The sequence below is a fragment of the Bradyrhizobium sp. CIR18 genome (assembly GCF_014198295.1).
GTDB lineage: Bacteria > Pseudomonadota > Alphaproteobacteria > Rhizobiales > Xanthobacteraceae > Bradyrhizobium.
Window position 1 is genome coordinate 147208 of record NZ_JACIHF010000015.1, and the last position, 25541, is coordinate 172748.

Genomic DNA, 25541 nt, shown 5'->3' on the forward strand with positions numbered 1-25541 from the left:
TCTCGGCTGCAACCACGACGACGATGCGCTCCCTCTCCCGCTTGCGGGGGAGGGTTGAGGAGGGGGTGTCTCCGCTCGCGAGGACCCCTAAGAGGAGAAAACCCTCACCCGGCGCGTTGCGCCGACCTCTCCCGCAAGCGGGAGAGGTGCACCGCCGCCGTGGCGAAATCGTCGGGACCAACTAGCACCATGTCACCCCGCCTGAAGCTGCGAGACATCGCCTTCTTCGAACGTCCCGTGCAGTTCGCGCGGCCGTTCCGCTTCGGTGCGATCACGATCAACGCGACGCCGCAATTGTTCGTGCGAGTCGAGATCGAGGTGGAGGGCAGGGGCGTTGCCGTCGGCGCCAGTGCCGAGCTGCTCGTGCCAAAATGGTTCGACAAGCGGCCGGAGCTGTCCCCGGCGCAGACGGTGGATGGCTTGCGACGGTCGCTCGAGATTGCGCGCGGGCTTTATCTTGCGGAGACCGGGTTTCGTCCAGCGTTTGGATTGCATGCGTCGTGTATTGCCGCCCAAGTCAAGGCGTGTGCGGAAGAGGATATTCCGCCGCTTGCAGCGGGCTATGGTCCGGCGGAAATCGACAAGGCGATCCTCGACGCGCTCCTGCGCGCGGTCGGTGCGAGCTTTTTCGAGGGAATGGCTGACAACATCGCGGGGATCGACGGGCGGATGTCACTCGATCTGACCGGCGCCGAGATCGCAGGGTTTCTGAAGGGCCGAACGCCTCTGCCGCGGGTTGCTATACGGCACACGGTTGGCCTCGATGACAAGATCGAGGGCGAGGGTGGGGTAGCGGACGTACGCGAAAACGCTGGCGCTCGCTATTTCAAGCTCAAATTGTCGGGCGATCCGGAAGCAGATGTGGCACGGCTGGCGCGCATCGGCAAAGAACTCGGAAACCTGGATCGTGGCTACAAGGTCTCCCTCGACGCCAACGAACAATACGCCGACCTTGCTGCATTGCGTGCATTGATCGATCGCCTTGATGGCGACGCAGCCCTGCACGGAATCTCGACCCGGCTTCTTTACATCGAGCAGCCAATGCCGCGCGATATTACATTCCAGACTGCTCTCGGGTCGCTCGCCACGCGTGACTTCATCATCGACGAAGCCGATGATTCCTACGGAACGTTTCTGGCGATGAGGCCGCTCGGCTATCGCGGCATCTCCTCGAAATCCTGCAAGGGTCTCTACAAATCGATCCTTAACGCGGTCCGCGCCGCGCAATGGACTACCGGCGCTGAAACGTTTTTCATCACAGGCGAGGATCTGACCTGCCAGGCCGGCCTCGCCGTGCAGCAGGACCTCGCGCTCGGCGCCTTCATCGGCGTCACCCATGCCGAACGCAACGGCCATCATTATGTCGACGGCTTTGGCGACACGCCTCTCGCCGAAGCGCGGGCGTTCGCCGCCGCGCATCCCGATCTCTATGCCGATACCGGGCAGGGCATTCGCCTCTCCATTCACAACGGCGATCTCCGGACGGGATCGCTCCACGCAACGGGCTTTGCGACGTCGGTTCATCCGGACTGGTCGGCGCTCCGCCCGCTCGAACAGCCGAGATCACTTCAGGAGCATTTGACATGACCACCCAACGCCTCGGCCTCATCATGAACGGCGTCACCGGCCGCATGGGGCTCAACCAGCATCTGATCCGCTCGATCGTCGCGATCCGGGAGCAGGGCGGTGTACGGCTGAAGAACGGCGACCGCGTGATGCCGGATCCGATCCTGGTCGGCCGCAGCGCCGAGAAGGTCGAGGCGCTCGCCAAGCGCTACAATATCACACGCTGGACCACCGATCTCGATGCGGCGCTCGCCGACAAGAACGACACCATGTTCTTCGATGCCGCGACGACGCAGGCCCGGCCGGGTTTGCTGACCCAGGCGATCAATGCCGGCAAGCACGTCTATTGCGAGAAGCCGATCGCGACGAATTTTGAGGAGGCGCTCGAAGTCGTCAAGCTCGCCAATGCCAAGGGCGTCAAGCACGGCACGGTGCAGGACAAGCTGTTCCTGCCCGGCCTGAAGAAGATCGCCTTCTTGCGCGATAGCGGCTTCTTCGGCCGCATCCTCTCGGTGCGCGGCGAGTTCGGCTATTGGGTGTTTGAAGGTGGTTGGCAGGAAGCGCAGCGGCCGTCCTGGAACTATCGCGACGAAGACGGCGGCGGCATCATTCTGGACATGGTTTGCCACTGGCGCTACGTACTCGACAACCTCTTCGGCAATGTCCAGAGCGTGAGCTGCATCGGCAACACCGACATCCCCGAGCGTTTCGATGAGCAGGGCAAGAAGTACAAGGCGACCGCGGATGATTCCGCCTATGCGACGTTCCAGCTCGAAGGCGGCGTCATCGCCCACATCAACATGTCCTGGGTGACGCGCGTCTATCGCGACGACCTCGTCACCTTCCAGGTCGACGGCACCCATGGCTCGGCGGTCGCGGGGCTCAGCGACTGCATGATCCAGGCGCGGCAGGCCACCCCGAGGCCGGTGTGGAATCCCGACGAGAAGCGGCTGCACGATTTCTACGGCGACTGGCAGAAGCTGCCTGACAACGTCAGCTACGACAACGGCTTCAAGGAGCAGTGGGAGATGTTCATCCGTCACGTCTACGAGGATGCGCCCTACAAGTTCACGCTGCTCGAAGGCGTCAAGGGCGTGCAGCTCGCCGAATGCGCGCTGAAGAGCTGGAAGGAGCGGCGCTGGATCGACGTCGCGCCGATCAAGGCGTGAGATCGATTGGATAGCGTCCCGATATCTACCAAGCCGTCATTGCGAGCGGAGCGAAGCAATCCAGAGTCTTTCTGCAGAGGCAGTCTGGATTGTCGCTTCGCTCCTCGCAATGACGTGGAGAGGTTCGAAATCATGAACAAGCCCGTCCAACCCATGTCGTCATTGTCGCTGAAATTGCCGAAGGCCGATCGCTCGATCGAGACCTACCGCCTCGCGGCCTCGCGCACGTTCCCCGCAAAGCTCGAAGGCCCCTTGAACCGCATCGCCTTCTCGGCCGTGCACACGGTGGCCGATCCCTTCGCCGACAACGATCCCTGGCTCTCGGTCGCGGTCGACTGGGACAAGACCATCGCCTTCCGCGAGCACGTCTGGGACCTCGGTCTTGGCGTTGCCGAAGCCATGGACACCGCTCAGCGCGGCATGGGGCTGGACTGGCCGACCTCGCTGGAGCTGATCACGCGCTCGGTCGCCGCCGCCAAGCGCCGCAATGCGCTGGTGTTCTCGGGCGCCGGCACGGACCATCTCGCGGTCGAGGATGCCAGGAGCCTCGACGACGTGATCCGCGCCTATGAGGAGCAGATCTCAGCGGTGGAGAAGGTCGGTGGCCGCATCATCCTGATGGCATCGCGCGCGCTGGCGAAACTCGGCCGCAACGCCGATGACTACGCCAAGGTTTATGATCGCGTGCTGTCGCAGGTCCGTGAGCCCGTGATCATTCACTGGCTCGGCGACATGTTCGATCCGGCGCTGGCGGGCTATTGGGGCACCGGGGATCTCGACAAGGCGATGGACACGGCCGTGGCCATCATCAACGGCAACGCCGCCAAGGTCGATGGCGTAAAAGTCTCGCTGCTCGACAAGCAGCGCGAGATCGACATGCGCCGGCGCCTCGACAAGCGCATCAAGATGTACACCGGCGATGACTTCAATTACGCGGAGCTGATCGCCGGCGACGAGCAGGGCTTTTCGCATGCGCTGCTTGGTATTTTTGACGCCATTGCGCCGGCGGCATCCTACGCACTGTCGCGGCTGGCGGCCGGCGACGAAGCCGGATTCCACGACGTGCTGGGGCCGACGGTGCCGCTGTCGCGTCACATCTTCAAGGCGCCGACGCGGTTCTACAAGACCGGCGTGGTGTTCATGGCGTATCTCAACGGCCACCAGGACCATTTCACCATGGTCGGGGGACAGGAGAGCACGCGCTCCACGTTGCATCTGGCCGAGCTGTTCCGTCTGGCCGACAAGGCCGGCCTGCTCGCCAACCCTGAACTCGCGACGCAGCGGATGAAGACCGTGCTCGCCACCCACGGTATCGAATCCTGATGCGCGATTTTTCGTCCGACCATCGCTGGCTGTCGCTGAACACGGCGACCGTCCGCAATCAGGGTGACCTGGTCGAGATCATCAATGCCTGTGCAAAGCAAGGCATCCGCGCCATCGATCCCTGGCGCGACCAGGTGGCATCCGTCGGCCTCGACCGCGCCGGGCGCGCAGTGCGCGATGCCGGCCTCGAGCTCTCAGGCTATTGCCGCGGCGGCATGTTTACCTCGGACGCATCGCGCCGGAGTGAAGTGCGCGACGACAACAGGCGCTGCGTCGACGAAGCCAAGGCGCTGGGCGCGCCCTGCATCGTCCTGGTCGTCGGCGGCCTGCCGCAATATTCGCGGCCGGGCAGCGAGGCCTCGAAGGACATCGTGACGGCACGCGGGCAGGTCGAGGAGGCTCTCGCCGACATGCTCGACTACGCGAGGCAGGCCAAGCTGCCGCTGGCGATCGAGCCCCTGCATCCGGCTTACGCGGCCGACCGCGCCTGCGTGAACACGACGAAGCAGGCGCTCGACATCTGCGACCGGCTCGATCCTGCTCGCAGCGGCATGCTCGGCGTCGCGCTCGACGTCTATCACATCTGGTGGGATCCGGAGCTGATGAGCCAGATCGCGCGCGCCGGCAAGGATCGCCTGCTCGCGTTCCATGTCTGCGACTGGCTGGTGCCGACAAAGGACATCCTCAACGACCGCGGCATGATGGGCGACGGCGTCATCGACATCAAATCCGTGCGGGCGGCGGTCGAAGCGGAGGGCTTTGAAGGCTATTCCGAGATCGAGATCTTCTCCCACGATTGGTGGGGCAAGCCGATGGAGGAGGTGCTGCGGACCTGCATCGCGCGGCATAAGGCGGCGGTGTAAAGTTACCACGAGTGCGGCCCCTACGGGCTGGCGAGCTGTTGCAGCGTGTTGAAGCGGACGTTCTGCCCGCTGTTCGGCGTCGATAGAACTGGTCCAGCGCAAGTTCGCCCCGCTGGCGAGGCGGCGAGCTGGTCGGAGTACCACCAAAGATGTGGTGGACTGCCATCAGCTTTCAGGCAGAATGTCATCATGCCGATGCCGCAGCCTCGCCACAGTCTGTGCCAGATCGGATGCGGTAATCAGTGGCATCAACGATCAGCAGGGACGGCGGATGTACCCATGCCTGTTGACCTTGAATGGCCCCGACGTGCAACCGTCGGGGCCATTGCCGTGTCCGGCGTGACATGGCTGGCGAGCTTTGCCGAAGGCACTGGCGTGCTTTGGCGCGGCGAAGGACCGCCAAGGACGATCTGCAATTCAATGCGCCGTGCCAAACTGGTTTTGCGATCGAATTTGTCGGCCACGGCCGTTCGCCGAAAAGTCGGACGATTGCGCTATCATTGATTCACCGTCAAACACCGGACTATCACCTGTCAATTCGATCTGCGAAGCTGTGACAACAGAATGCGCTTGCAAACAAGCAAGCGTGAAGAGAGGTTCGCAGTGGATAAGGTGCAGCGTTTGCGTGCGATGAGCTCACTATGCCGCCAACAGGCCGCGTACAACAGCATGAACAAATGGAAGCTGCTCGCAGAAGCGGAGTACTGGGATCATCTGGCTAATCTCGAGTTGTCTTCTCACTTCCAGCAATGCAACGCGATCACGAACACGAACGAGGCTGGGCGGTCCTCGTGAGGTCGGAAACGAGGCTGTCGCTTGCGTTACGTGCCGCCGCACCCTCACAGAGAGTGCGCGGCAGCGACATACATGGTCTCGTCGAGCTTTGAAGCAGGACGATTACGTGACCCCGCTTCGTTCGACCGCGACGCAAATTGCAACGAGAGAACGCGATGCCGTCCTCACGGCCCCGCGACCTGTTGCAGCGTGTTGAAGCGCGCCTTCTGCTCGCTGCTCAGCGTGGCATAGAACTCGTCCAGCGCAGGCTCTACCAGCTTGGCGGCCGTCAGCATCGCCTCGAGCCGGTGCTGCATCGCCTCCAGACGTCCGACCGGCGTCAGCGGCACATCGTTCGGGCAAGCCGCTTGCAGGCCTTCAACGCCTTTGGCTGTCGCTTCACTGAGGCGGTCGAGCGCCTCCTTCTGCTTGCCGGCTGGGTGGAGCACAGCCTCGATTCTTTGGATCGGCAGCTGGGTCAGGCTGGATTTCGGATCGCCGCAGCCCTCGACGTTGGCTTGTTGCTGCGGCGAGCGCTCGCCGACATTCGGGCCGAGCGCATTGAAGCTGGCCTTCTGCTCGTCACTGAGCGAGTTGTAGAAATTCTCCAGGGCCGGTCGAACGATCTTGACGGCTTCCAGCGTCGCGCTGATGCGGTTCATCATCGCGCGCAGGCGGCCGGGGGGAGTCAGTGCATAGGTCTCCGCGCAGGAGTCCTTGAACACGCCGGCAGCGTTGGCCGCCGCGGTCTTCAATTCATCGAGCAGCGCGCGTTGCTCCGGCGTCGGCCGCACCGCTTTCGCGATATCGGCAAGCGGCCAGGCGGTGACGCCCTTGTCCGGTGTGCCGCACAATTGCTGTAGCGTTTGCGGGCTCACGCTCGCGCGCGGACGGGCGCGACTGCTGCCGACGGCTTGCGGATAATCATACGGGTTGGTGCTGGCATAGGCGGAATAGGGGCCGTCACCACCCCAGAACACGGTGTCGACGAAGTCGTCATAGGCATATGCCCAATAACCGGGCTCGTAGCCATAGGACCAGAACGTGTAGTTGAAAATGTCGGAATAAGCGTAAGGCCAGAACACCGGCCCAAGCCACGCCACGAACACCGCGGGATGGCGGTGTCGCCAGGCCTGCCGGGGAGCCCAGCCGCTCTGGCGGGTGGTGAGCGCCGCCTGGGCTTGCGCAGGGGCCTGCTCGCGGAAGCGTTCGGCAAATCGCCCGCGCTCGGCCGCCTGCACGGCGGCGACGGCAGTGGCGGCTCGCTCGACTGTGGCGGGCTCGGGGCCCAACCGCTGCAGGCGCGCCTGATCGCGCTGCTGCATGCTCTGTTCGCGCTGGAGCAGGCGGTTCTGCGTCTGCAGCGTCCGCTCCTGTGCACGTTGCGCCCGCAGGCCTTCCGGCTTCTGCGACTGCAATTGCTGCACGCGCTGTTGCATCCGATCGATGCGGCTCTGCCGTTCCGAGCTCTGACGCGTGAGCATCTCGCGCTGCCGCTGCTGCACGATTTGCTGTCGCTGCTGGATCTGCTGCTGATGCTGCTGCGCGCGCTGCTCCATCCCCTCCTGTCGCGGCGGCCGCGCGGTCACAGCCGATGGCCCGCTTGGACGCGAGGGGGCGGCGATATGCGGCGTCGGCCGCGGGGCCATGGCCGGACGTTGTGGTGCTGCCGGCGCCCGGTGGAATTCAGGTCGCGGCGCTGCCACGTGCGGGGCGGCTCGCGGCGGTGGTGCTGCAAAACGGGGGCCCGGACGCGGCGGCGGTGCGGCGATGTGGGGCGCCGGGCGCGGCGCCATGGCCGGTCGCTGCGGCATGGCCGGTGGATGGAACGCCGGTGCGGCGGGACGTGCCATGGCTGGCGGCGCCGCCGGACGTGCCATGGCCGGTGGCGCTGCCGGACGTGCCATGGCCGGCGGTGCTGCTGGCCGTGCTGCCGGCGCTGCGGCCGGACCGGCAGGTCCGCCCCTTCCATGTCCCTGGCCGGGTCCTTGGGCGAGCGCGCCGACGCTCGTCGCCAGCATCGAGACACCAATGAAAGCAGCCGTAAGGCAAGCGCCATGCGGAAGCATGATTGTCGCTCCCAGCTCGTAATCGCCCACGACGTTCAACGCACAGCTGGCGGAATCGTTCGTTGCCGGCCGCGGCCGGCATTGCGATCTTCCGACGCAGGCCGCCTCAAGAGAAATCCTGCGTCAGGGTGGTGGCGAGCCGCTCTAACGCCCAGTCGACCTGGTCGCTTGTGATCACCAGCGGCGGAGCGATGCGGATCGTCTGCTCGTGGGTATCCTTGGCCAAGATGCCCTTGCTCTGAAGCGCCTCGCAGTAGCGGCGGGCGCGGCCGGCCTCGGGATGCAGCTCAACCGCCAGCATCAAGCCGCGTCCGCGCACCTCGCGGATCGTGTTGGCACGAATGTCTTTCAAGCCTTCCAGAAAGCGCGCGCCCTGCCTGGCCGCGTTCTCGATCATGCCTTCCTCGGTCAGCACGCGCAGCGCCGCGCGCGCCACCGCGCAGGCAAGCGGATTGCCGCCAAACGTCGAACCGTGCTGGCCGGGCCTCAATGTCCCGAGCACATCGTTGTTCGAGAGCACGGCCGATACCGGATAGAAGCCGCCGGACAAGGCCTTGCCGAGCAGCGTCACGTCCGCCTCGATTTCCTCGTGCTGTTCGGCGAGAAGCTTGCCGGTGCGGCCGAGCCCGGTCTGGATCTCGTCGAGCACCAGCATCACGTTGTTGGTGGTGCAGAGCTCCCGCACCTCAGCGAAATAACCGGCTGGAGGAAGGATGACACCGGCTTCGCCCTGGATCGGCTCGACCAGAAAGGCGACCGTGTTTGGTGTGATTGCCTCCGCCAGCGCCGTGGCGTCGCCGAACGGGATGATCCTGAAGCCCGGCGCGAACGGGCCGAAATGTGTGCGAGTGTCGGGGTCGGTTGAAAAGCCGACGATGCCCAGCGTGCGTCCGTGGAAATTATTGGCGCAGACGATGATCTCGGCCTGGCCGTCCGGCACGCCCTTCACCTCATAGCCCCATTTGCGCACCGACTTGATCGCGCTTTCGACCGCCTCGGCGCCGCTGTTCATCGGCAGCACCTTGTGGGAGCCGGTCAGTGCCGCGATCTCTTCGTAGAAGGGGGCGAGCTGGTCGTTGTGGAAGGCGCGCGAAGTGAGCGTCAGCCTGTGCGCCTGTTCCACCATCGCCGCCAGGATCTTGGGGTGGCAGTGGCCCTGGCTGACCGCCGAATAGGCCGAGAGGCAATCGAGATAGCGGTTGCCCTCGGTATCCCAGACCCAGACACCTTCGCCGCGGGACAAGACGACCCCGATCGGCTCGTAATTATGGGCCCCAAAGCGTGCTTCCGTTGCGACGAAATCAATGACCGACGCGCTCATCTGTCGTCACTCCATGGCTGCGCGCGGCGGTGCCAACCGACTGCACCGCCGGCCATCAGCTTGATCTGGGTATCAACTTGCCGCCTTGGAAGTCTTCATCCCTTCCGGTGGCGTAGCCCGATCTGATTTGCCAAAAGTATCAGAGGGTTCTCTACTGTGCATGGGGTTGTTTTCGCAGTTTTTGGTGTCGAGCCCTCAGCCGATCGTACAGGGCACGCTCAAAAAGCCGCGAAACCGCACCCGTCCGCCCCGCACCGGCTGGCCGCTGACGGCATAGTTCGGGAAGCGCGCCAGGAAGCGCGAGATCGCAATCGCGCCCTCCAGCCGCGCCAGCGCCATGCCGGCGCATTGATGCGCGCCGGTGGCGAAGGCGAGATGCCGGTTCGGCGTGCGCGCGATGTCGAAGCTCTCGGGGTCCGGAAACTGTGCGGGATCGCGGTTGGCGGCGCCAATACACAGCGTCACCGACGTGCCGGCATCGAGCATGACGCCGCCGAGTTCGATCTTTTCCGTGGTCATGCGGTTGCCGAGCTGGTTCGAGCTCTCATAGCGCAGCATCTCCTCGACGGCGGTCTTGATCATGTCGGGATTGCCGATCAGCCGCTGCTTCTGGTCGCGATTGCGATCCAGCGCGACGAGGCCGTTGCCGATCAAATTGGTGGTGGTCTCGTGCCCGGCATTGAGCAGGAAGATGCAATTGTGCAGCAGCTCCTTCTCGGTCAGCCGCTCGCCATTCTCCTCACCCTGGATCAGGCGCGTCAGCACATCGCGCTCGGGATTGCCCGGCTTGTCGCGCCGGCGTGCCACCAGCGTCTGGAGATAGCTGAGAAAATCCGTCACCGCCTTGTTGCCGCGCGCGGCGACCTCGGGCGACACCACGGGTTCGAGCGCACCAAGGATCGCCAGCGACCAGTCGCGCAGTGGCCCGCGTTCCTCGTGAGGCACGTCGAGCAGATTGCCAATCACCTCGATCGGGATGGACGCGGCGAAATCCTCGATCAGCTCGCAAGCCCCTTTGGCCGCGATGGCATCGAGCAGACCGTCCACCAGCTTGACGATGTCAGGCTCCATGCCGGCGATCGCCCGCGGCGACAACGCGCCCATGATCAGGCGACGCACGCGGGTATGCGCGGGCGGATCGTTGAAGACGAGGCTGGTGGTGTGATGCTCGTAGAGCGGGGTGTCGCCGTATTTCGGCGCGAACTCGCGCTTCTTGTCCGAGCTGAACGACTTGGTGTTCTTGTAGGTGGTGACGAGATCGTCATAGCGGGTCAGGAACACGGTGCCGCTGCGCAGGCGCTTGACCGGCTCGTTCTCCCGCAGTGCACGATAGGTCGGGTAGGGGTCGTCGTAGAATTCCGGCGTCAGCTTCTCGAGGTCGAAGCTTGCCGCCAGCGCCTTCGCATCTGCGTTCATCCCGTTATACTCGCCGGTTAAAGCCGTTATGCCGTTTTTGTTGTTCTGGTCGGCGCACGCATGCGTCTACAGTCTGCCCACCTTGCTAGCCGACCGGACAGGAAAATGCACGCACGCGCTGACGCTGCCGACACGGCGCCGAATTGGCCCGACGATATTTTCGCGACCTTGCAACGCTTCGATGTCAGGCAGGTACCTTACGTGCCGGATGCCGGCCATTCCAAGTTGATCCAGCGCGTGCTGGCATCGTCCACGATGCGCGGCATTCCGCTCACGACGGAAGAGGAGGGCGTGGCGCTTCTTGCCGGCGCCTGGGCCGGCGGACAGCGCGGCGTCCTGCTGATGCAGTCGAGCGGCGTCGGCAATTGCATCAACATGCTGTCGCTGATCCCGATCCTGCGCTTCCCGTTCCTCACGCTGGTGACCATGCGCGGCGAGTGGGGCGAGTTCAATCCGTGGCAGGTGCCGATGGGCTCGACCACGCAGGGTGTGTTCGAGCTGTCGGGTGTCCAGGTGCTGCGGGCCTCCAGCGCGGCCGAGGTGCCGGCCGTGCTCGAAGCCGCTGCGTCGCAAGCCTACAACGCGCTCACCCCCACCGCTGTCCTTCTGTCGCAGCGCCTGATCGGCGCCAAGGTTTTCACCAAATGAGCAAGGCCAATCTCCTCGATCGCCGCCAGGTGGTGTCCACGCTGCTCGCGAACCGCAAGGACGTCGTCGCGATCGGCGGCCTCGGAGCCTCCACCAACGACATGTGCGCGGCCGGCGACCACGCCCGCAATTTCTACCTCTGGGGCGGCATGGGCGGCGCCGCGATGATCGGGCTGGGGCTCGCCCTGGCGCAGCCAAAACTGCCGGTATTGGTCATCACCGGCGACGGCGAGATGCTGATGGGCATGGGCAGCCTGGCCACCATCGGGCTGCAGAAGCCGTCCAACCTCTCGATCGCAGTGCTCGACAACGAGGCCTATGGCGAAACGGGCGGCCAGACCAGCCACACCTCCGCTGCCGCCGATCTCGTTGGCGTCGCCAAGGCCTGCGGCATCGGGGATAGCCGGGCCGTCACGACCATGGCCGAGGTCGAGGCCTTTGCCAAAGCCGTCCACGACGTCTCTGCGGGGCCGCGCTTTGCCAATATGAAGATCGACAGCGCCAGCCTGGAGCGGATTTTGCCAAGCCGGGACGGGACTTACATCCTCAACCGGATCCGCGGCGACCTCGGCTTCCAGCCAATCTAGGGCGGGCCTGTCCATTCCCACCGGCGCCCAGGTCCTGCACGGAAGCCGTGCAGGCAGGGCCAATTTCCACTGAATTAACGACTTACTCAGGTTGCGATGCAACATAGTGCTTGACTTTTTGCGTGGGTGAGTGCTTACTCACTAGCATGAGCTCATTGCGTATGACGAGCGACCTGAGGCGTCAATTGATCCTCGGAGCCGCGAAACGCTGCTTTGCCCGACATGGCTATACCGGCACCACGACCAAGAGCGTGGCGGCCGCCGCTGCCATTTCCGAGGCGTTGCTGTTCAAGCATTTCCCGTCCAAGGCGGCGCTCTACGCCGAAATCCTCAGCGACGAATGCGAGGCCGACCCGGCGCTCACCGAGCTTCTCGAGCGGGAGCCTTCGACCGCCACGCTGGTCGAAGTGATCCGCGGCATGGTCGAGCATTTCCTGCACATCGCTGATGGTCCCGATCAGGAAGAGGCTCAGCGCCTGCGACTGATGGCCACGAGCCATTTGGATGATGGCGAATTCGCCCGTTTGCTGTATGCCAAGATCGAGACGCTGATCGGGGCGATCTTCGTCTCCTCGCTCGAACGTGCCGTTGCCGCCGGGGACGCGCGGCTATGCAGCGGCAATCCACTCAACCTGTTCTGGTTTGCGCATCACTCGGTGATGACTGCGGCGCTGACCAGGCTGCCGGCCACGCCTTGCCTCGCTTACGGCAAGGCTGAAGACCTCGAGCGGCAGCTGTGTGAGTTTCTCCTGAGGGGTATCGGACTTAACGACGCCGCAATTGCTTCGCATCTGGGCCACAATCAGGCCGCGGGTGCCGGCAAGGCGGCGATTGCAGAGAGTGCATGACATGAACATCGTAACCGAACACAAGATTTCGGGCGAACCGATCGACAACAAGGCTCCCAAGCGTCCGGTCCGGCCGGTGCTCTGGTTCATCATCGTCGGCACGCTCCTGGCGGTGCTGGTCGGCGGCCTCGTCTGGTTCAATTATTTCCGCGGCCAGATGATCAAGCAGTTCTTCGCCAACAACAAGCCGCCGCCGACCGCTGTCAGCGCGGCGGAGGCCAAGTCCGAGGTGGTGCCGAACCTGCTCACCGCGGTCGGCGGCCTCGTCGCCGTGCACCAGGTCGACGTCAGTGCCGACGTCAACGGCCGCGTCACCGAGATCAAGTTCGCGCCGGGCACGCGCGTCGAAGCCGGCACGCCGCTGGTCCAGCTGTTCGACGCGCCGGAGCAGGGCGACCTTGCCAATTACAAGGCCCAGGCGACCGTCGCGCAGCTGTCGCTTGATCGTGCCAAGCAGCTGGCCGCGCGCCAGTTCGGTCCGCAGGCGACCGTCGATACCGCGCAGGCCGCCTACGACCAGGCGCAGGCCGGCATCGCCAAGACCGAGGCGCTGATCTCGCAGAAGCTGGTGCGCGCACCGTTCTCCGGCGATCTCGGCGTCCGCAAGGTCGAGGTCGGTCAGTATCTGACGGCGGGTACGGCGATCGTGTCGTTGACCGATCTGTCGGAGCTGTGGGCCAACTTCACCGTGACGGAAAAGGATTCCGGCAGCCTCAAGGTCGGCCAGACTGTCAAGTTGAAGGTCGATGCCTATCCGGGCCGTATCTTCGAAGGCAAGATCACCACGATCGAACCGCAAATCTCGACCGACACCCGCAACATCCGCGTGCAGGCGACGATCGCCAATCCGGAGAAGATCCTGAAGCCCGGCATGTTCGTGACCACCACGGTGGTGCTGCCGGACAAGCCGGCCGTGATCACCGTTCCGGAGACGGCGGTCGACTACACGCTGTACGGCGACTCGGTGTTCGTGATCACCGAGAAGAAGGAAGAAGACGGCAAGACCAGCCTGTCCGCGGTGCGCACCTTTGTGCAGACCGGCAACCGGGTCGAAGGTCGCGTCGAAATCATCAAGGGCGTGAAGGCGGGCGACAAGGTCGTTGCCGTCGGCCAGCTCAAGCTGCAATCGGGCGCGGCGGTGTCGATTTCGACCGACCCGGCTCCGCAGATCCCGGCGCAGCCGCCGCGCTACTGACCCTCTGCATTCAAGTGATCCGGCTCGGCCGGATCACTTTTCTTGAGACATATAAATCGAGATCGCCGCGATGCGCTTTACCGATATTTTCATCAAACGCCCGGTTCTGTCGGTCGTCGTCAGTCTGCTGATCCTGCTGATCGGCCTGCGCGCGGCGATGGTGCTGCCGATCCGGCAATATCCCAAGCTGTCGAACACGGTCATCAACATCACGACCGTCTATCCGGGCGCGTCCGCGGATCTGATCCAGGGTTTCATCACCACGCCGATCGAGCAGGCGGTCGCGTCCGCCGAGGGCGTCGACTACATCACCTCGTCCTCGGTGCTCGGCACCTCGACGATCCAGGTCTACATCAAGCTGAACTTCGATCCGAACCAGGCTCTCACCGAGGTGCTGGCGAAGACGAATTCGGTCAAATACCTGATCCCGAAGGAATCCAACGACCCGATCGTCACCAAGACCACGGGCCAGACTACGGCCGTGATGTATCTCGGCTTCTCGTCCGAGGAGCTCTCGGGCTCGGCGATCTCGGATTATCTGACGCGCGTGGTGCAGCCCGTGCTGTCGACCGTCGACGGCGTGGCTTCCGCCGACATTCTCGGCGGCCAGACCTTCGCGATGCGGCTGTGGCTCGATCCCGAGAAGATGGCCGGCCGCAACGTGTCGCCGGCTGACGTCGCTGCGGCGATCACCGCCAACAACTTTCAGTCCGCGGCGGGCCAGACCAAGGGCTATCTCATCGTCTCGAACGTCTCGACGAACACAGGCCTGACCGACGTCAACCAGTTCAAGAAGATGATCGTCAAGGCCAAGGACGGCGGCTTCGTGCGGATGGAGGACATCGGCACCGTCGAGCTTGCCGCCCAAAGCACGGATGCGAGCGTCGCCTTCAACGGCGAGCACGCGATCTTCATCGGTGTGCAGGCAACCCCGCAGGGCAACCCGCTGACGCTGGTCAAGGGCGTGCGCGCGCTGTTCCCCGAACTCGAGCGCAATCTGCCGCCGTCGATGAAGATGAAGGTCGCCTACGACTCGACCAAGTTCATCCAGTCCTCGATCGACGAGGTGGAGAAGACGCTCGGCGAAGCCGTGATCATCGTGATCGTGGTCATCTTCCTGTTCCTGGCGTCGCTGCGGTCGGTCATCATTCCCGTCGTCACGATTCCCTTGTCGATGATCGGCGTCTGCACCCTGATGCTGGCGCTGGGATTCAGCTTCAACCTTCTGACGCTGCTCGCGATGGTGCTGGCGATCGGCCTTGTGGTCGACGACGCTATCGTCGTGGTGGAGAACATCCATCGCCATCTGGAGGAGGGCAAGACGCCGGTCCAGGCGTCGCTGCAAGGCGCGCGTGAAATCGTCGGCCCGGTCATCTCGATGACCATCACGCTCGCCGCGGTGTACGCGCCGATCGGCTTCCTTGGCGGCCTCACCGGATCGCTGTTCCGCGAATTCGCCTTCACGCTGGCGGGCTCGGTGATCGTGTCGGGCGTGATCGCGCTGACATTGTCGCCGATGATGTGCTCGGTGCTGCTCAAGAACACCGAAGAGGGCCGCTTCGCCAAGGCCGTCAACAAGGTGTTCGGTGCGCTGACGCGCTGGTACGGCCGCAGGCTCGACCGCTCGCTCGACTACAAGGCGATCACGGGCCTGTTCGCGGTGACGATCCTCGGACTCGTCGGCTTCCTCTACATGCACACGTCGAAGGAGCTGGCGCCTGAGGAAGACCAGGGCATCGTGTTCGCGGTGACCAAAGCGCCGAAATACGCCAACATCGACTATGTCGATTTCTACGGCGACAAGCTCGACCATGAGTTTTCGAAATTCCCCGAAACCGATCTGCGTTTCGTGCTGAACGGCATCAACGGCCCGCAGGGCGGCATCGCCGGCATGCTGCTCAAGCCCTGGGAGGAGCGCAAGCGCTCGTCGATCCAGTTGAAGCCGCTGGTGCAGGCCGAGCTCTCCAAGATCGAGGGCGTGCAGGCCTTCGCATTCAACCTGCCGCCGCTGCCGGGCGGGCCGGGCGGTCTTCCGGTGCAGATGGTGATCAATTCCACCGCCGGGTTCCAGACGGTCTATGAGCAGATGGAGAAGCTGAAGGACGCTGCGCGCAAGAGCGGCATGTTCATCGTCTCCGACAGCGATCTTGCCTACAACCAGCCGAACGTGAAGGTCACGATCGACCGCACCAAGGCGCAGGATCTCGGCGTCAATATGCAGAACCTCGGCGCCACGCTCGCGGTCCTGCTGGGTGGCAACTACGTCAATCGCTTCAATCTGGAGGGCCGGTCCTACCAGGTGATCCCGCAGGTTCCGCGCGCCAAGCGGCTGTCGCCGGAATCGCTCGGTGGCTTCTATGTGACGACCAACACCGGCCAGCAGCTTCCGCTGTCGACGGTGGTGTCGATCGAGACCAAGACCGATCCGAACTCGCTGACGCACTACAATCAGCTCAATTCGGCGACGTTCTCGGCCGTGCCGATGCCCGGCGTGACCGTCGGTGCGGCGGTCGACTTCCTCGAAAGCGAGGCCAAGAAGCTGCCGCAAGGCTTCAGCCACGACTATCTCGCCGACTCCAGGCAGTACGTGCAGGAAGGCAATCAGCTTGCGATCACCTTCGGCTTCGCGCTCATCATCATCTTCCTGGTGCTGGCCGCGCAGTTCGAGAGCTTGCGTGACCCGTTGGTGATCATGATCTCGGTGCCGATGGCGATCGTCGGTGCGCTGATCCCGCTATTCTTCGGCGTGGCGACCATGAACATCTACACCCAGGTCGGTCTGCTCACCCTGGTCGGCCTGATCACCAAGCACGGCATCCTGATGGTGGAGTTCGCCAACGAGCTCCAGGTCAACGAGCGGCTCGACCGCCGCTCGGCCATCGAAATGTCGGCCCGCATCCGCCTGCGGCCGATCCTGATGACGACGGCCGCGATGGTGACCGGACTGATCCCGCTCCTGACTGCGACCGGCGCGGGCGCGGCCAGCCGCTTCTCGATCGGCCTGGTCGTCGTGGCCGGCATGTCGATCGGCACGCTGTTCACGCTGTTCGTGCTGCCCGCGGTCTATGTGGTGCTGGCAACCGACCATCGCGCGGCCGCCGATTCCGAGCGGAACAAGCAGGTCAATGAGCTCGACCTTGGCTCCAAGGCCCTGCGGCCGACCTGACGCCGCAAGCTAGCAAGCGAACGAGGGCGGCAGCGGCGGGTCCGCTGTCGCCCTTTTTGTTGCGTCCGGGCGCCGGGCTCACTGGATGGGGCCTTATCCCGCGCTTGCGAAAGACAAGGTCCCGTCTTCTTGCTAGGTTCCGGGTGATGAGCCTTTCTCTCCATCCCGACACCCCGCAAGCCAGGACGCTGCCGAGCGCGGCCTCGGATGCTGCCGGCGCGGGTGCGGGGCGGGGGATCAGGACTCGGCTGTTCACCAAATATGTCGCGCTGTTCGTGGCTGTCGTCGCCATCGCGCTGCTGGCCAACGGCCTGTTCGAGGTCTTCTTCTATTATCGCGAGCACAAGGCTTCGCTGATCCGGGTCCAGCATGAGCAGGCCGAGGCGGCCGCAGCTAAGATCGGCCAATTCGTCAAGGAAATCGAGAACCAGCTCGGATGGACGACGCAACTGCCGTGGTCGGCGGGCTCGACCGAGCAGCGCCGGTTCGACGCGCTGCGGCTGCTGCGCCAGGTGCCCGGGATCACCGAGCTTGCCCAGGTGGATTCGACCGGCAAGGAACGGTTGCGGGTCTCGCGGCTGGCGATGGACGCGATCGAGAGCGGGATCGACCTGTCCAATGATCCGAAGTTCACCGAGGCGGTCGCGCACAAGGTCTATTACGGCCCGGTCTATTTCCGCCGGGAGTCCGAGCCCTACATGACGCTGGCGCTGGCCGGCGCGCGCAGGGATGCCGGTGTCAGCATCGCCGAGGTCAATCTCAAGCTGATCTGGGACGTGGTCTCGCAGATCAAGGTCGGCCAGCACGGGCATGCCTATGTGGTCGGCCCGGAAGGGCGCCTGATCGCGCATCCCGATATCAGTCTCGTGCTGCGCAACACCGACATGTCCGGCCTCGCACAGGTGCGCGCCGCGCAGGCGGCCGGCGGCACCATGCCGGACGCGCTCGAGGAAGCGCGCAACATCCAGGGCCAGAAGGTCCTGACCGCATCGGCGCCAATCGAGCCGTTGCACTGGACCATGTTCGTCGAGCTGCCGGTCGAGGAGGCCTATGCGTCGCTCTACGCCTCGCTGCAGCGGCTTGCGATCGTGCTGCTCGGGGCGTCGATCTTCGCGGTGCTTGCGGGGGTATTCCTTGCGCGCCGCATGGTCGGGCCGATCCAGGCCCTGCGCAGCGGTGCGGAACGGATCGGCGGTGGCGACTTCTCCCAGCGCATCTCGATCCGGACGGGCGACGAGCTCGAAGAGCTCGCCGACCAGTTCAACGACATGGGCGCCCGCTTGCAGGAATCCTATGCCGACCTCGAAAACAAGGTCGAGCAGCGCACTGCGGAACTGCGGGAATCGCTGGAACAGCAGACCGCAACGTCCGAAGTGTTGGAAGTGATCAGCTCCTCGCCGGGCGAGCTGGAGCCGGTGTTTCGCAAAATGCTGGAGAATGCCACGCGCGTGTGCGGCGCATCCTTTGGAACGATGAATTTTTGGGACGGCGAAGAGTTCAATCTGGCTGCGGACTACAACCTTCCATCCGAGTTCTCTGATTTCAGGCGACGCACACCGATGCGTCCTTATCCCGGCACCACGCTTGAAACTGTCGTCAAGACACGCAAGTCTTCGCAGGTTCCCGATCTTAGGGAGAGCCCGGCTTACCTGGCTCGCGTTCCCAATGTCATTCCGATGGTGGAGGTTGCCGGAGCCCGCACGCTCATGGTCGTCCCCATGCTTAAGGAAGATCAATTGATCGGCGCGATTACGATCTTTCGAAAGGAGGTACGGCTCTTCACGGACAAGCAGATCGCGCTGGTCGAAAACTTCACCAGGCAAGCGGTCATCGCCATCGAGAACACGCGGCTGCTTCGAGAGTTGCGTGAGCGCACCGAGGCACTGTCCCAATCCCTGAGCGAGCTGCGCGCCGCCCAGGATCGCCTGGTCCAGACCGAGAAGCTTGCCTCGCTCGGCCAGCTCACCGCCGGCATCGCCCACGAGATCAAGAACCCGCTCAACTTCGTCAACAATTTCTCCGCTCTCTCGACGGAGCTGATCGATGAGCTCAACGAGGCGCTGCAATCGGCTGCGCTCGACGGCAAGACCAGGGAGGAGGTCGACGAGCTGACCCGCATGCTCAGGAGCAATCTCGAGAAGGTGGTGCAGCACGGCAAGCGCGCCGATTCCATCGTCAGGAACATGCTGCTGCATTCGCGCGAGGGTTCCGGCGAGCATCGGGCCGTCGACATCAATGCGATCGTCGAGGAGAGCCTCAATCTCGCCTATCATGGCGCGCGCGCCGAACGGCCGTCCTTCAACGTTACGCTCCAGCGCACGTTCGATCCCGCTGCCGGTATGGTCGACATCTATCCGCAGGAGATCACGCGCGTCTTGCTCAACCTGATCTCGAACGGCTTCTATGCCACGGCCAAGCGCAAGGAGAGCGCGGGTGAGACCTTCGAGCCGAGTTTGAGCGCAGCAACAAAGGACCTTGGTGGCAGGGTCGAGATCCGGATTCGTGACAATGGCACGGGAATTCCGCCCGAGGTGAAGGAGAAGATGTTCAATCCCTTCTTCACCACCAAGCCGGCCGGCGAGGGCACTGGGCTCGGCCTCTCCATGAGCCATGACATCGTCGTGAAGCAGCACGGTGGCACCATCGACGTGAACACCACACAAGGTGTATTCACCGAGTTCATCATCACCCTGCCGCGCACGATGGCGGCGGACGGCACTTCCGGAGGCAAGTCGTGAACGTTTACATCCTGGTCGTCGACGACGAGCCCGACGTCGAGGCGCTGTTCCGGCAGCAATTCCGGCGCGAGCTGCGCGCCGGCCGCTTCCAGATGGAGTTCGCCTCCTCGGCGCCCGATGCGCTCAAGCGGGCCGCCGAGGTTCGCGATCCCTCGCTGATCCTGATCCTGTCCGACATCAACATGCCCGGCATGAGCGGGCTCGACATGCTGCCGAAGGTGCGTGCCGCGCATCCGGACGTCCCCGTCATCATGATCACGGCCTATGGCGACGCCGAGACGCGGCGAAAGGCGATCGAGCGCGGCGCCGTCGGGCTTCTCACCAAGCCGATCGACTTTGCCTTGCTGCGACAGGAGATCGACACGAGGCTCGAGCAAGCCGCATGAGCGCGACCATCCTCTTCGTCGACGACGAGCCGGATCTCGAAGCGCTGGTCCTGCAAAAGTTTCGCAGGCAGATCCGCGACGGACAGGTCGCCATCATATTCGCCCGCGACGGTATCGAGGCGCTGGCCTCGCTCGAGCAGAACCCGCAGGTCGACATGGTGGTCTCCGATATCAACATGCCCAGGATGGATGGCCTCTCGCTGCTCGCGAAACTCCAGGAGGCCGAGGACAAGAAGTCGACCATCATTGTCTCGGCCTATGGCGACATGAGCAATATCCGCACCGCAATGAACCGCGGCGCGTTCGACTTCCTGACCAAGCCGATCGACTTCGCCGATCTGGAAGCCACCATCGAGAAGACCATCCGCCATATCGAGATGCTGCGCGAGGTGCGGCGGCGCCAGATGGAAGCCGAGCGCGCCCATGCCGCGCTATCGCGTCATTTCTCGCCCGAGCTTGCCAAGCGTCTGGCCGCCAGCGGCGACGGCGAGGGCATCGAAGTGCAGTGGCGCGATGTCGCCACCATCTTCACCGATATTACCGGCTTCACCTCATTGGTCGAGAGCGCACCGCCCGAGACGTTGGGCAAGTTGCTTAACGAGTATGTCGGCGGCATGACCGAAATCGTCTTCGCCCATGAGGGCACGGTCGCAAAGATCATCGGCGATGCGATCCAGGTACTCTTCAACGCGCCCGGCGATCAGCCGGATTATGCCACGCGTGCGGTCGCCTGCGCCCATGAGCTCGATGCCTGGGCGCAGGACTTTCGCGCGCGCCAGAGCGCCATGGGCGTGACCTTCGGTGCCACCCGCATCGGCATTCACGCCGGTCCCGCGCTGGTCGGCAATTTCGGCGGCAACCGCTTCTTCGATTACACCGCGTATGGGGACTCCATCAACATCGCGGCGCGGCTGGAGGCCGCCAACAAGCATCTGGGCACCCGCATTTGCGTCAGCGCCAGCGTCGCCGAGGCGGCTGAGAATTTTCAAGGCCGCCCCGTGGGGGAGCTGATGCTGCGCGGACGCAGCGAGCCGTTGCGCGCGTTCGAGCCGCTCCCACCGGGCAAGTTCGAAGCGCCGGAAACGGCGCTGTATTCGGAGGCTTTCGCCAAGATGGAGGCCGGTGATGCCGCGGCCATGCCGGCCTTTGCCGCGCTGGTCGGCATGCACGCCGACGATTCCCTGGCCGGCTTTCACCTGAAGCGCCTACTCAACGGCGCCAAGGGCATTCGCATGCAACTGGAATAGGAGTTCGCCATGGTTCGTGAGTTCGCTGCCGGCAATTACCGCTTCATTCCGTCCGTGTTCCAGTATTCGGCCGGCGCGGCCGCGGACGACGGCTACGAGATCGAGCGTGTCCGCTTCGATCGTCTGGTGCCGCTCGCGGAAGGGTTTGCACTGGCGGCAAGATTCATTCAGGAGGCAGGACGGCCGCTGACGGCATTCTGCGCCTGCGAGCTGCGTTCACCGGCAGCCTTCAGCGAAGAGGGCTTTCGCGCGTTCAACCTGCACTATGTGAAGACGCTGTCCGAATGGAGCATCTTCGACGGCACCACCAATCCGGTGGCGCGCAGCAATGTCTGTCCCGAGATCGATCCGCCGTCAGAGCCGTCGTTCTACGCGTTCTCGTTCACGCGTCCGACCCGCTCGAAAGCGCCGTCCTTCGTGATATCGGGCGGTGCCGAGGCGCGCGAGGGCGGCGGCACCTATGTCGAGCGCACCGTGCGCTATCGCGACCTCAGTCCGGAGGGGCTGCGGGAGAAGGTGCGCTTCACGACGACGTCGCAGATGGAAAACCGCATGGCGGCCTTCGGCTTCGGCTGGAGCGACACCACCGCGGTGCAGGCCTACTCCGTGCACGACTTCCACCACGCACTCGCCGACGAACTGGTCCGCCGCGGCGCGCTGCGCTCCGGCCTGACCTGGCATTTCGCCCGCCCTCCGGTAGTCGATCTCGAATACGAGATGGATTGCCGCCGCGTGTTGCGGGAAGTGGTGATTTGAGGTCCTCATCCTGAGGAGCGGCCGTCAGGCCGCGTCTCGAAGGATGGCCACGAGTTGCAGCGGGGCCTTCATGGTTCGAGACGCGCGAAGGGCGCGCTCCTCACCATGAGGAATAGCTAGCGCTGCCGCGGATCGAGCGCGTCGCGCAGGCCGTCGCCGAGCAGGTTCAGCGACAGCACTACGAGGAAGATCGCAAGCCCCGGCCAGATCGCCATCCACGGCGCCTGCGTCAGGAAGCGTTGCGCGGCGTTGAGCATGCTGCCCCAGGACGGCGCCGGCGGCTGCTGGCCGAGGCCGAGGAACGACAGCGCGGCTTCGGCGATGATGGCGGCGGCGATCGAGAGCGTCGCCTGCACCAGCAGCGCGGGCAGGATGTTCGGCAGGATATGCGACAGCGCGATCCGCCACGGCGGGTTGCCGAGCGCGCGCGCGGCCTCGACATAGTCCTCGGCCTTGACGACGAGCACCTGGCCGCGGGTCAGGCGGATGAAGATCGGCGTTGCGGAGATGCCGATTGCGATCATGGCATTGCCGAGGCTCGGCCCGAGGAACGCCGCCAGCGCGATCGCCAAGATCAGGAACGGGCAGGCCAGCATCGCATCCGTGATCCGGCTGATCAGCGCATCGACGAAGCCGCCGCGATAGCCGGCGAGCAGGCCGAGCGGCACGCCGATGCCGAGCGCGATCGCGACCGAGATGAGGCCCGCAAGCAGCGAGGCTCGCGCGCCGTAGACGATCCGGCTGAAGATGTCGCGGCCGAGCTCGTCGGTGCCGAACCAATGCGCCGCGGTGGGCGGCTTGCGCACCAGGCTCCAGCTCGTCGCGATGGGATCATAGGGCACGATGAGCGGGGCCAGCACGGCGAGCACGATGAACATCGTGAGCACGACGAGCCCGAACACCGCCGCCTTGCGCTTGAACAGCCGCCGACGCGCGCGGCGGGCCGGGCTATCCAGCTCGTCGGCTTGCGTGAGAGGGCCCGGCAGCGCGGCGTCGGTCATGCTCTAGCCCCGCAGCCGCGGATTGACGAGGATATAGGCGATGTCGGCAACGAGGTTCAGCGTGATGTAGATCGTGGCCGTCACCAGCACGACGCCCTGCACCACGGCGTAGTCGCGGTTGAAGACGGCATCCACGATCAGCTTGCCGAAGCCGGGAATGGAGAAGATCTGCTCGGTCAGGACGGCGCCTGATAACAGCGTGCCGAGCTCAAGCGCGCCGAGCGTGATGACGGGCGTCAGCGCATTGCGCATCGCGTGCTTCAGGATCACCGAGCGCTCCAACAGTCCCTTGGCGCGGGCGGTGCGGACGTAGTCGCTTTCCAGCACCTGCAGCATGGCGCTGCGGGTATGCCGCATCAGGACCGCGGCAATCGCGTTGCCGAGCACGAAAGCCGGCATGATGGTGACCGCCAGGCTCGCGCGCCAGTTCTCGGTGAGCGGCACGTAGCCGGAAGCCGGCAGCCAGCCAAGCTCGATCGAGAACAGGAAGATCAGCATGATCCCGAGCCAGAAGTTCGGCGTCGAGATGCCCCATAGCGCAAACAGGTTCGCGCCGTAATCCCAGGCCGAGCCTTTCTTCACGGCTGCGACGATGCCGGCGGGGATGCCGATCAGGAACGCGATCACGATCGCCATCGCGCCGAGCTGCAGCGTCACCGGCAGCTTCTGAGCGATCAGCTCGCGCACCGGCATCTTGTTGCGCAGCGACTCGCCGAAATCGCCTGAGAGTACGCCCTTGATCCAGTAGGCGTACTGCACCGGGACCGGCTGATCGAGCCGGTACTGGCGGCGGATCTGTTCGATCACGGCCGGATCGCGCTCTTCGCCCGCCATCACCAGCGCGGGATCGCCCGGCAGCAATTGCTGCAGCGAGAAGATCAGTACCGAGACGAAGAACAGCGTCGGCACGATCTGCGCGAGGCGGCGGGCGAGGAAGTTCAGCATTCTGGCGGCGTCACTTCAGCTTGAGCCCGATCACGCGCACGAGGCCGTCGGGCATCTGCTTGTAGCCTTCGAGCTTGGTCGTGTGCGCGATGATGATGCGGCGGTGGTAGAGGTACAGCAGCGGCTCCTCGTCCTGGACCAGCTTGGCCAGGGCCTCATAGCTGGCCTTGCGCTTGGTGGGATCGGTGACCGATCGCGCGTCCTCCAGCGCCTTGTCGGCCTGCGGGTTGTTCCACGCGCCGTAATTCTGCGGCGCACCGCTGTGCAGAAATACAAAGGTGTTGCCGTCGGGATCGACGCGCCCGCTCCACGCCAGCATATAGGCCTGGTAATCGCCGGACTCCGCCTGCTTCAGCCCGGTCGCGAATTCGGTGAGGCGGATCTTCATGTCGAACCCGGCCTCGGCCGCCATCGACTGGATGACCTGCGCCGGCGTCTCGGTCTCCGCGCCCTTCGGCACCAGGAAATCGACGCTGACCGGCGGTGTCACGCCGGCCTCCTTCAGCAATGCCTTGGCCTTCTCGACGTTGCGGGGACGGACCGGAAGGGATTTCTGATAGTAGGGATGATCAGGATTGACCCATTGATTGCCGACCTGAAACTCGCCGTTGAACACGACCTGATTAATCGCCTCGCGGTCGATCGCGAGGTCGAGCGCCTGCCGCACCTTGGCGGACTGGCTGAGCGGCCCCTTGGCCTTGTCCTTGCCGATGTTGAGCGTGACGCCCTGATAGCCAAGCTCGATCGCGGTCGCGACCTTCAGCCGTGAATCCGCGCGGACTTCCTTCAGGTCGGTGGCGAGCACGCGCTCGATCAAATCGAGGCCGCCGGATTTCAGATTGGCGAGCCGCACCGTGGCATCGACGATCGGCTGGAACACGATCTTGTCGATGAAGACGTTGTCCTTGTTCCAATAGTCCGCGAATTTCTCGAACACGATGCGGTCCTGCTGCACGCGCTCGACGAATTTGTACGGGCCGGCGCAGACCGGACGCAGGCCGAACTTGTCGCCGGCCTCTTTCGCCGCCTTTGGCGACACCATCATCCCGGCGCGGTCGGTGAGCTGAGCCAGCAGCGGCGAGAATGGCGACTTCAGCACCAGCTTGACCGTGAGGGGATCGACGATTTCGATATGATCGACCGAGGCGAGCTCGGGCTTGCGGAACGAGCCGGGGAACGTCAGATGCCGCTCCAGCGAGAACTTTGCGGCTTCGGCGTCGAATGGCTCGCCGTCGTGGAATTTCACGCCCGGCCGGAGCTTGATGACCAGCGCCTTGCCGTCGTCGGCGGTCTCGCTCGACAGGGCGAGCTGCGGCACGATGTTGAGCTTCTCGTCGATGTCGAACAGCTTGTCGCAGAAGGCGGAGAACACGATGCGGCCGACATAGGTGCGCGCCATCGTGGGATCGAGGATATCAGGATCCTCGGCGAGGCCGATGCGCAGCGTGGTCTGGGCCTGCGCGGCTCCAAGCGACAGCAGGACAGCGGCGGCCGTTGCGGCCAGGCGAAACATCTTCATCGGA

The 25541-nt window shown here is 64.3% G+C and carries 20 protein-coding genes; 14 read left to right on the top strand and 6 right to left on the bottom strand.

Going from position 1 to position 25541, the window contains the following annotated elements; translation table 11 throughout:
- The first annotated feature begins 189 nt into the window (after nucleotides 1-189).
- The 5 genes from GGD65_RS32895 (at nucleotide 190) to GGD65_RS32915 (ending at nucleotide 5716) form a co-directional block, all read left to right on the top strand.
- Complete coding sequence (locus GGD65_RS32895; RefSeq protein ID WP_183237950.1) at nucleotides 190-1587, top strand: hypothetical protein; 1398 nt, start codon at nucleotides 190-192, stop codon at nucleotides 1585-1587.
- A complete protein-coding gene (locus GGD65_RS32900; protein ID WP_092259617.1) occupies nucleotides 1584-2735 on the top strand; it encodes a Gfo/Idh/MocA family protein in 1152 nt (383 codons plus the stop codon). Before GGD65_RS32895 ends, GGD65_RS32900 begins: the two co-directional genes overlap by 4 nt.
- Before the next feature lie 132 nt (nucleotides 2736-2867).
- The gene (locus tag GGD65_RS32905) at nucleotides 2868-4058 is read left to right on the top strand and encodes a dihydrodipicolinate synthase family protein (RefSeq protein WP_183237951.1); all 1191 of its coding nucleotides are present in this window, start codon (nucleotides 2868-2870) and stop codon (nucleotides 4056-4058) included.
- Nucleotides 4058-4921 (top strand): sugar phosphate isomerase/epimerase, encoded by an 864-nt coding sequence (locus GGD65_RS32910; RefSeq protein ID WP_183237952.1) that lies wholly within the window; start codon nucleotides 4058-4060, stop codon nucleotides 4919-4921. The genes GGD65_RS32905 and GGD65_RS32910 overlap by 1 nt, the downstream gene beginning before the upstream one ends.
- 603 nt (nucleotides 4922-5524) lie before the next feature.
- A complete protein-coding gene (locus tag GGD65_RS32915; RefSeq protein WP_246783493.1) occupies nucleotides 5525-5716 on the top strand; it encodes a hypothetical protein in 192 nt (63 codons plus the stop codon).
- 164 nt (nucleotides 5717-5880) lie between these two features.
- Here GGD65_RS32915 and GGD65_RS32920 read toward each other — a convergent pair whose 3' ends face one another.
- From GGD65_RS32920 to GGD65_RS32930, 3 genes are all read right to left on the bottom strand, one after another.
- Complete coding sequence (locus GGD65_RS32920; RefSeq protein ID WP_246783490.1) at nucleotides 5881-7254, bottom strand: Spy/CpxP family protein refolding chaperone; 1374 nt, start codon at nucleotides 7252-7254, stop codon at nucleotides 5881-5883.
- 616 nt (nucleotides 7255-7870) lie between these two features.
- Nucleotides 7871-9085: an ornithine--oxo-acid transaminase gene (gene rocD, locus GGD65_RS32925; protein ID WP_183237955.1), complete on the bottom strand. Its 1215-nt coding sequence runs from the start codon at nucleotides 9083-9085 to the stop codon at nucleotides 7871-7873.
- Nucleotides 9086-9280: 195 nt separating this feature from the next.
- The gene (locus tag GGD65_RS32930; RefSeq protein ID WP_183237956.1) at nucleotides 9281-10501 is read right to left on the bottom strand and encodes a cytochrome P450; all 1221 of its coding nucleotides are present in this window, start codon (nucleotides 10499-10501) and stop codon (nucleotides 9281-9283) included.
- 105 nt (nucleotides 10502-10606) lie between these two features.
- On the opposite strand from GGD65_RS32930, the gene GGD65_RS32935 reads away from it, so the two are divergent.
- From GGD65_RS32935 to GGD65_RS32975, 9 genes are all read left to right on the top strand, one after another.
- Nucleotides 10607-11149, top strand: coding sequence for a phosphonopyruvate decarboxylase (locus GGD65_RS32935; protein WP_026201519.1), 543 nt, complete (start codon nucleotides 10607-10609; stop codon nucleotides 11147-11149).
- Entirely contained in the window at nucleotides 11146-11736 is a 591-nt protein-coding gene (locus GGD65_RS32940) for a thiamine pyrophosphate-dependent enzyme (protein ID WP_183237957.1), read from the top strand. The genes GGD65_RS32935 and GGD65_RS32940 overlap by 4 nt, the downstream gene beginning before the upstream one ends.
- A 161-nt stretch (nucleotides 11737-11897) precedes the next feature.
- Complete coding sequence (locus tag GGD65_RS32945; RefSeq protein WP_183237958.1) at nucleotides 11898-12584, top strand: TetR/AcrR family transcriptional regulator; 687 nt, start codon at nucleotides 11898-11900, stop codon at nucleotides 12582-12584.
- Nucleotide 12585: 1 nt separating this feature from the next.
- The gene (locus GGD65_RS32950; RefSeq protein ID WP_018315555.1) at nucleotides 12586-13779 is read left to right on the top strand and encodes an efflux RND transporter periplasmic adaptor subunit; all 1194 of its coding nucleotides are present in this window, start codon (nucleotides 12586-12588) and stop codon (nucleotides 13777-13779) included.
- Nucleotides 13780-13849: 70 nt separating this feature from the next.
- On the top strand, nucleotides 13850-16945 hold the full coding sequence (locus tag GGD65_RS32955) for a MexW/MexI family multidrug efflux RND transporter permease subunit (RefSeq protein WP_038972774.1): 3096 nt from the start codon (nucleotides 13850-13852) through the stop codon (nucleotides 16943-16945).
- A 146-nt stretch (nucleotides 16946-17091) separates the two neighbouring features.
- On the top strand, nucleotides 17092-19683 hold the full coding sequence (locus GGD65_RS32960) for an ATP-binding protein (RefSeq protein WP_183237959.1): 2592 nt from the start codon (nucleotides 17092-17094) through the stop codon (nucleotides 19681-19683).
- A complete protein-coding gene (locus tag GGD65_RS32965) occupies nucleotides 19680-20069 on the top strand; it encodes a response regulator (RefSeq protein ID WP_018315558.1) in 390 nt (129 codons plus the stop codon). The genes GGD65_RS32960 and GGD65_RS32965 overlap by 4 nt, the downstream gene beginning before the upstream one ends.
- The gene (locus GGD65_RS32970; protein WP_179739457.1) at nucleotides 20066-21316 is read left to right on the top strand and encodes an adenylate/guanylate cyclase domain-containing protein; all 1251 of its coding nucleotides are present in this window, start codon (nucleotides 20066-20068) and stop codon (nucleotides 21314-21316) included. Before GGD65_RS32965 ends, GGD65_RS32970 begins: the two co-directional genes overlap by 4 nt.
- Nucleotides 21317-21325: 9 nt before the next feature.
- Nucleotides 21326-22072 (top strand): hypothetical protein, encoded by a 747-nt coding sequence (locus tag GGD65_RS32975; protein ID WP_018315560.1) that lies wholly within the window; start codon nucleotides 21326-21328, stop codon nucleotides 22070-22072.
- A 116-nt stretch (nucleotides 22073-22188) separates the two neighbouring features.
- On the opposite strand, the gene GGD65_RS32980 is transcribed toward GGD65_RS32975, so the two are convergent.
- The 3 genes from GGD65_RS32980 to GGD65_RS32990 are packed head-to-tail and all read right to left on the bottom strand — an operon-like array spanning nucleotide 22189 to nucleotide 25537.
- Nucleotides 22189-23073 (bottom strand): ABC transporter permease, encoded by an 885-nt coding sequence (locus tag GGD65_RS32980; protein ID WP_179739452.1) that lies wholly within the window; start codon nucleotides 23071-23073, stop codon nucleotides 22189-22191.
- Nucleotides 23074-23076: 3 nt separating this feature from the next.
- Nucleotides 23077-24018 carry an ABC transporter permease gene (locus GGD65_RS32985; RefSeq protein WP_183237960.1) on the bottom strand — a complete coding sequence of 314 codons (942 nt, stop codon included), beginning with the start codon at nucleotides 24016-24018 and terminating at the stop codon, nucleotides 23077-23079.
- Nucleotides 24019-24028: 10 nt separating this feature from the next.
- A complete protein-coding gene (locus GGD65_RS32990; protein WP_183237961.1) occupies nucleotides 24029-25537 on the bottom strand; it encodes an ABC transporter substrate-binding protein in 1509 nt (502 codons plus the stop codon).
- Between the last annotated feature and the right edge of the window lie 4 nt (nucleotides 25538-25541).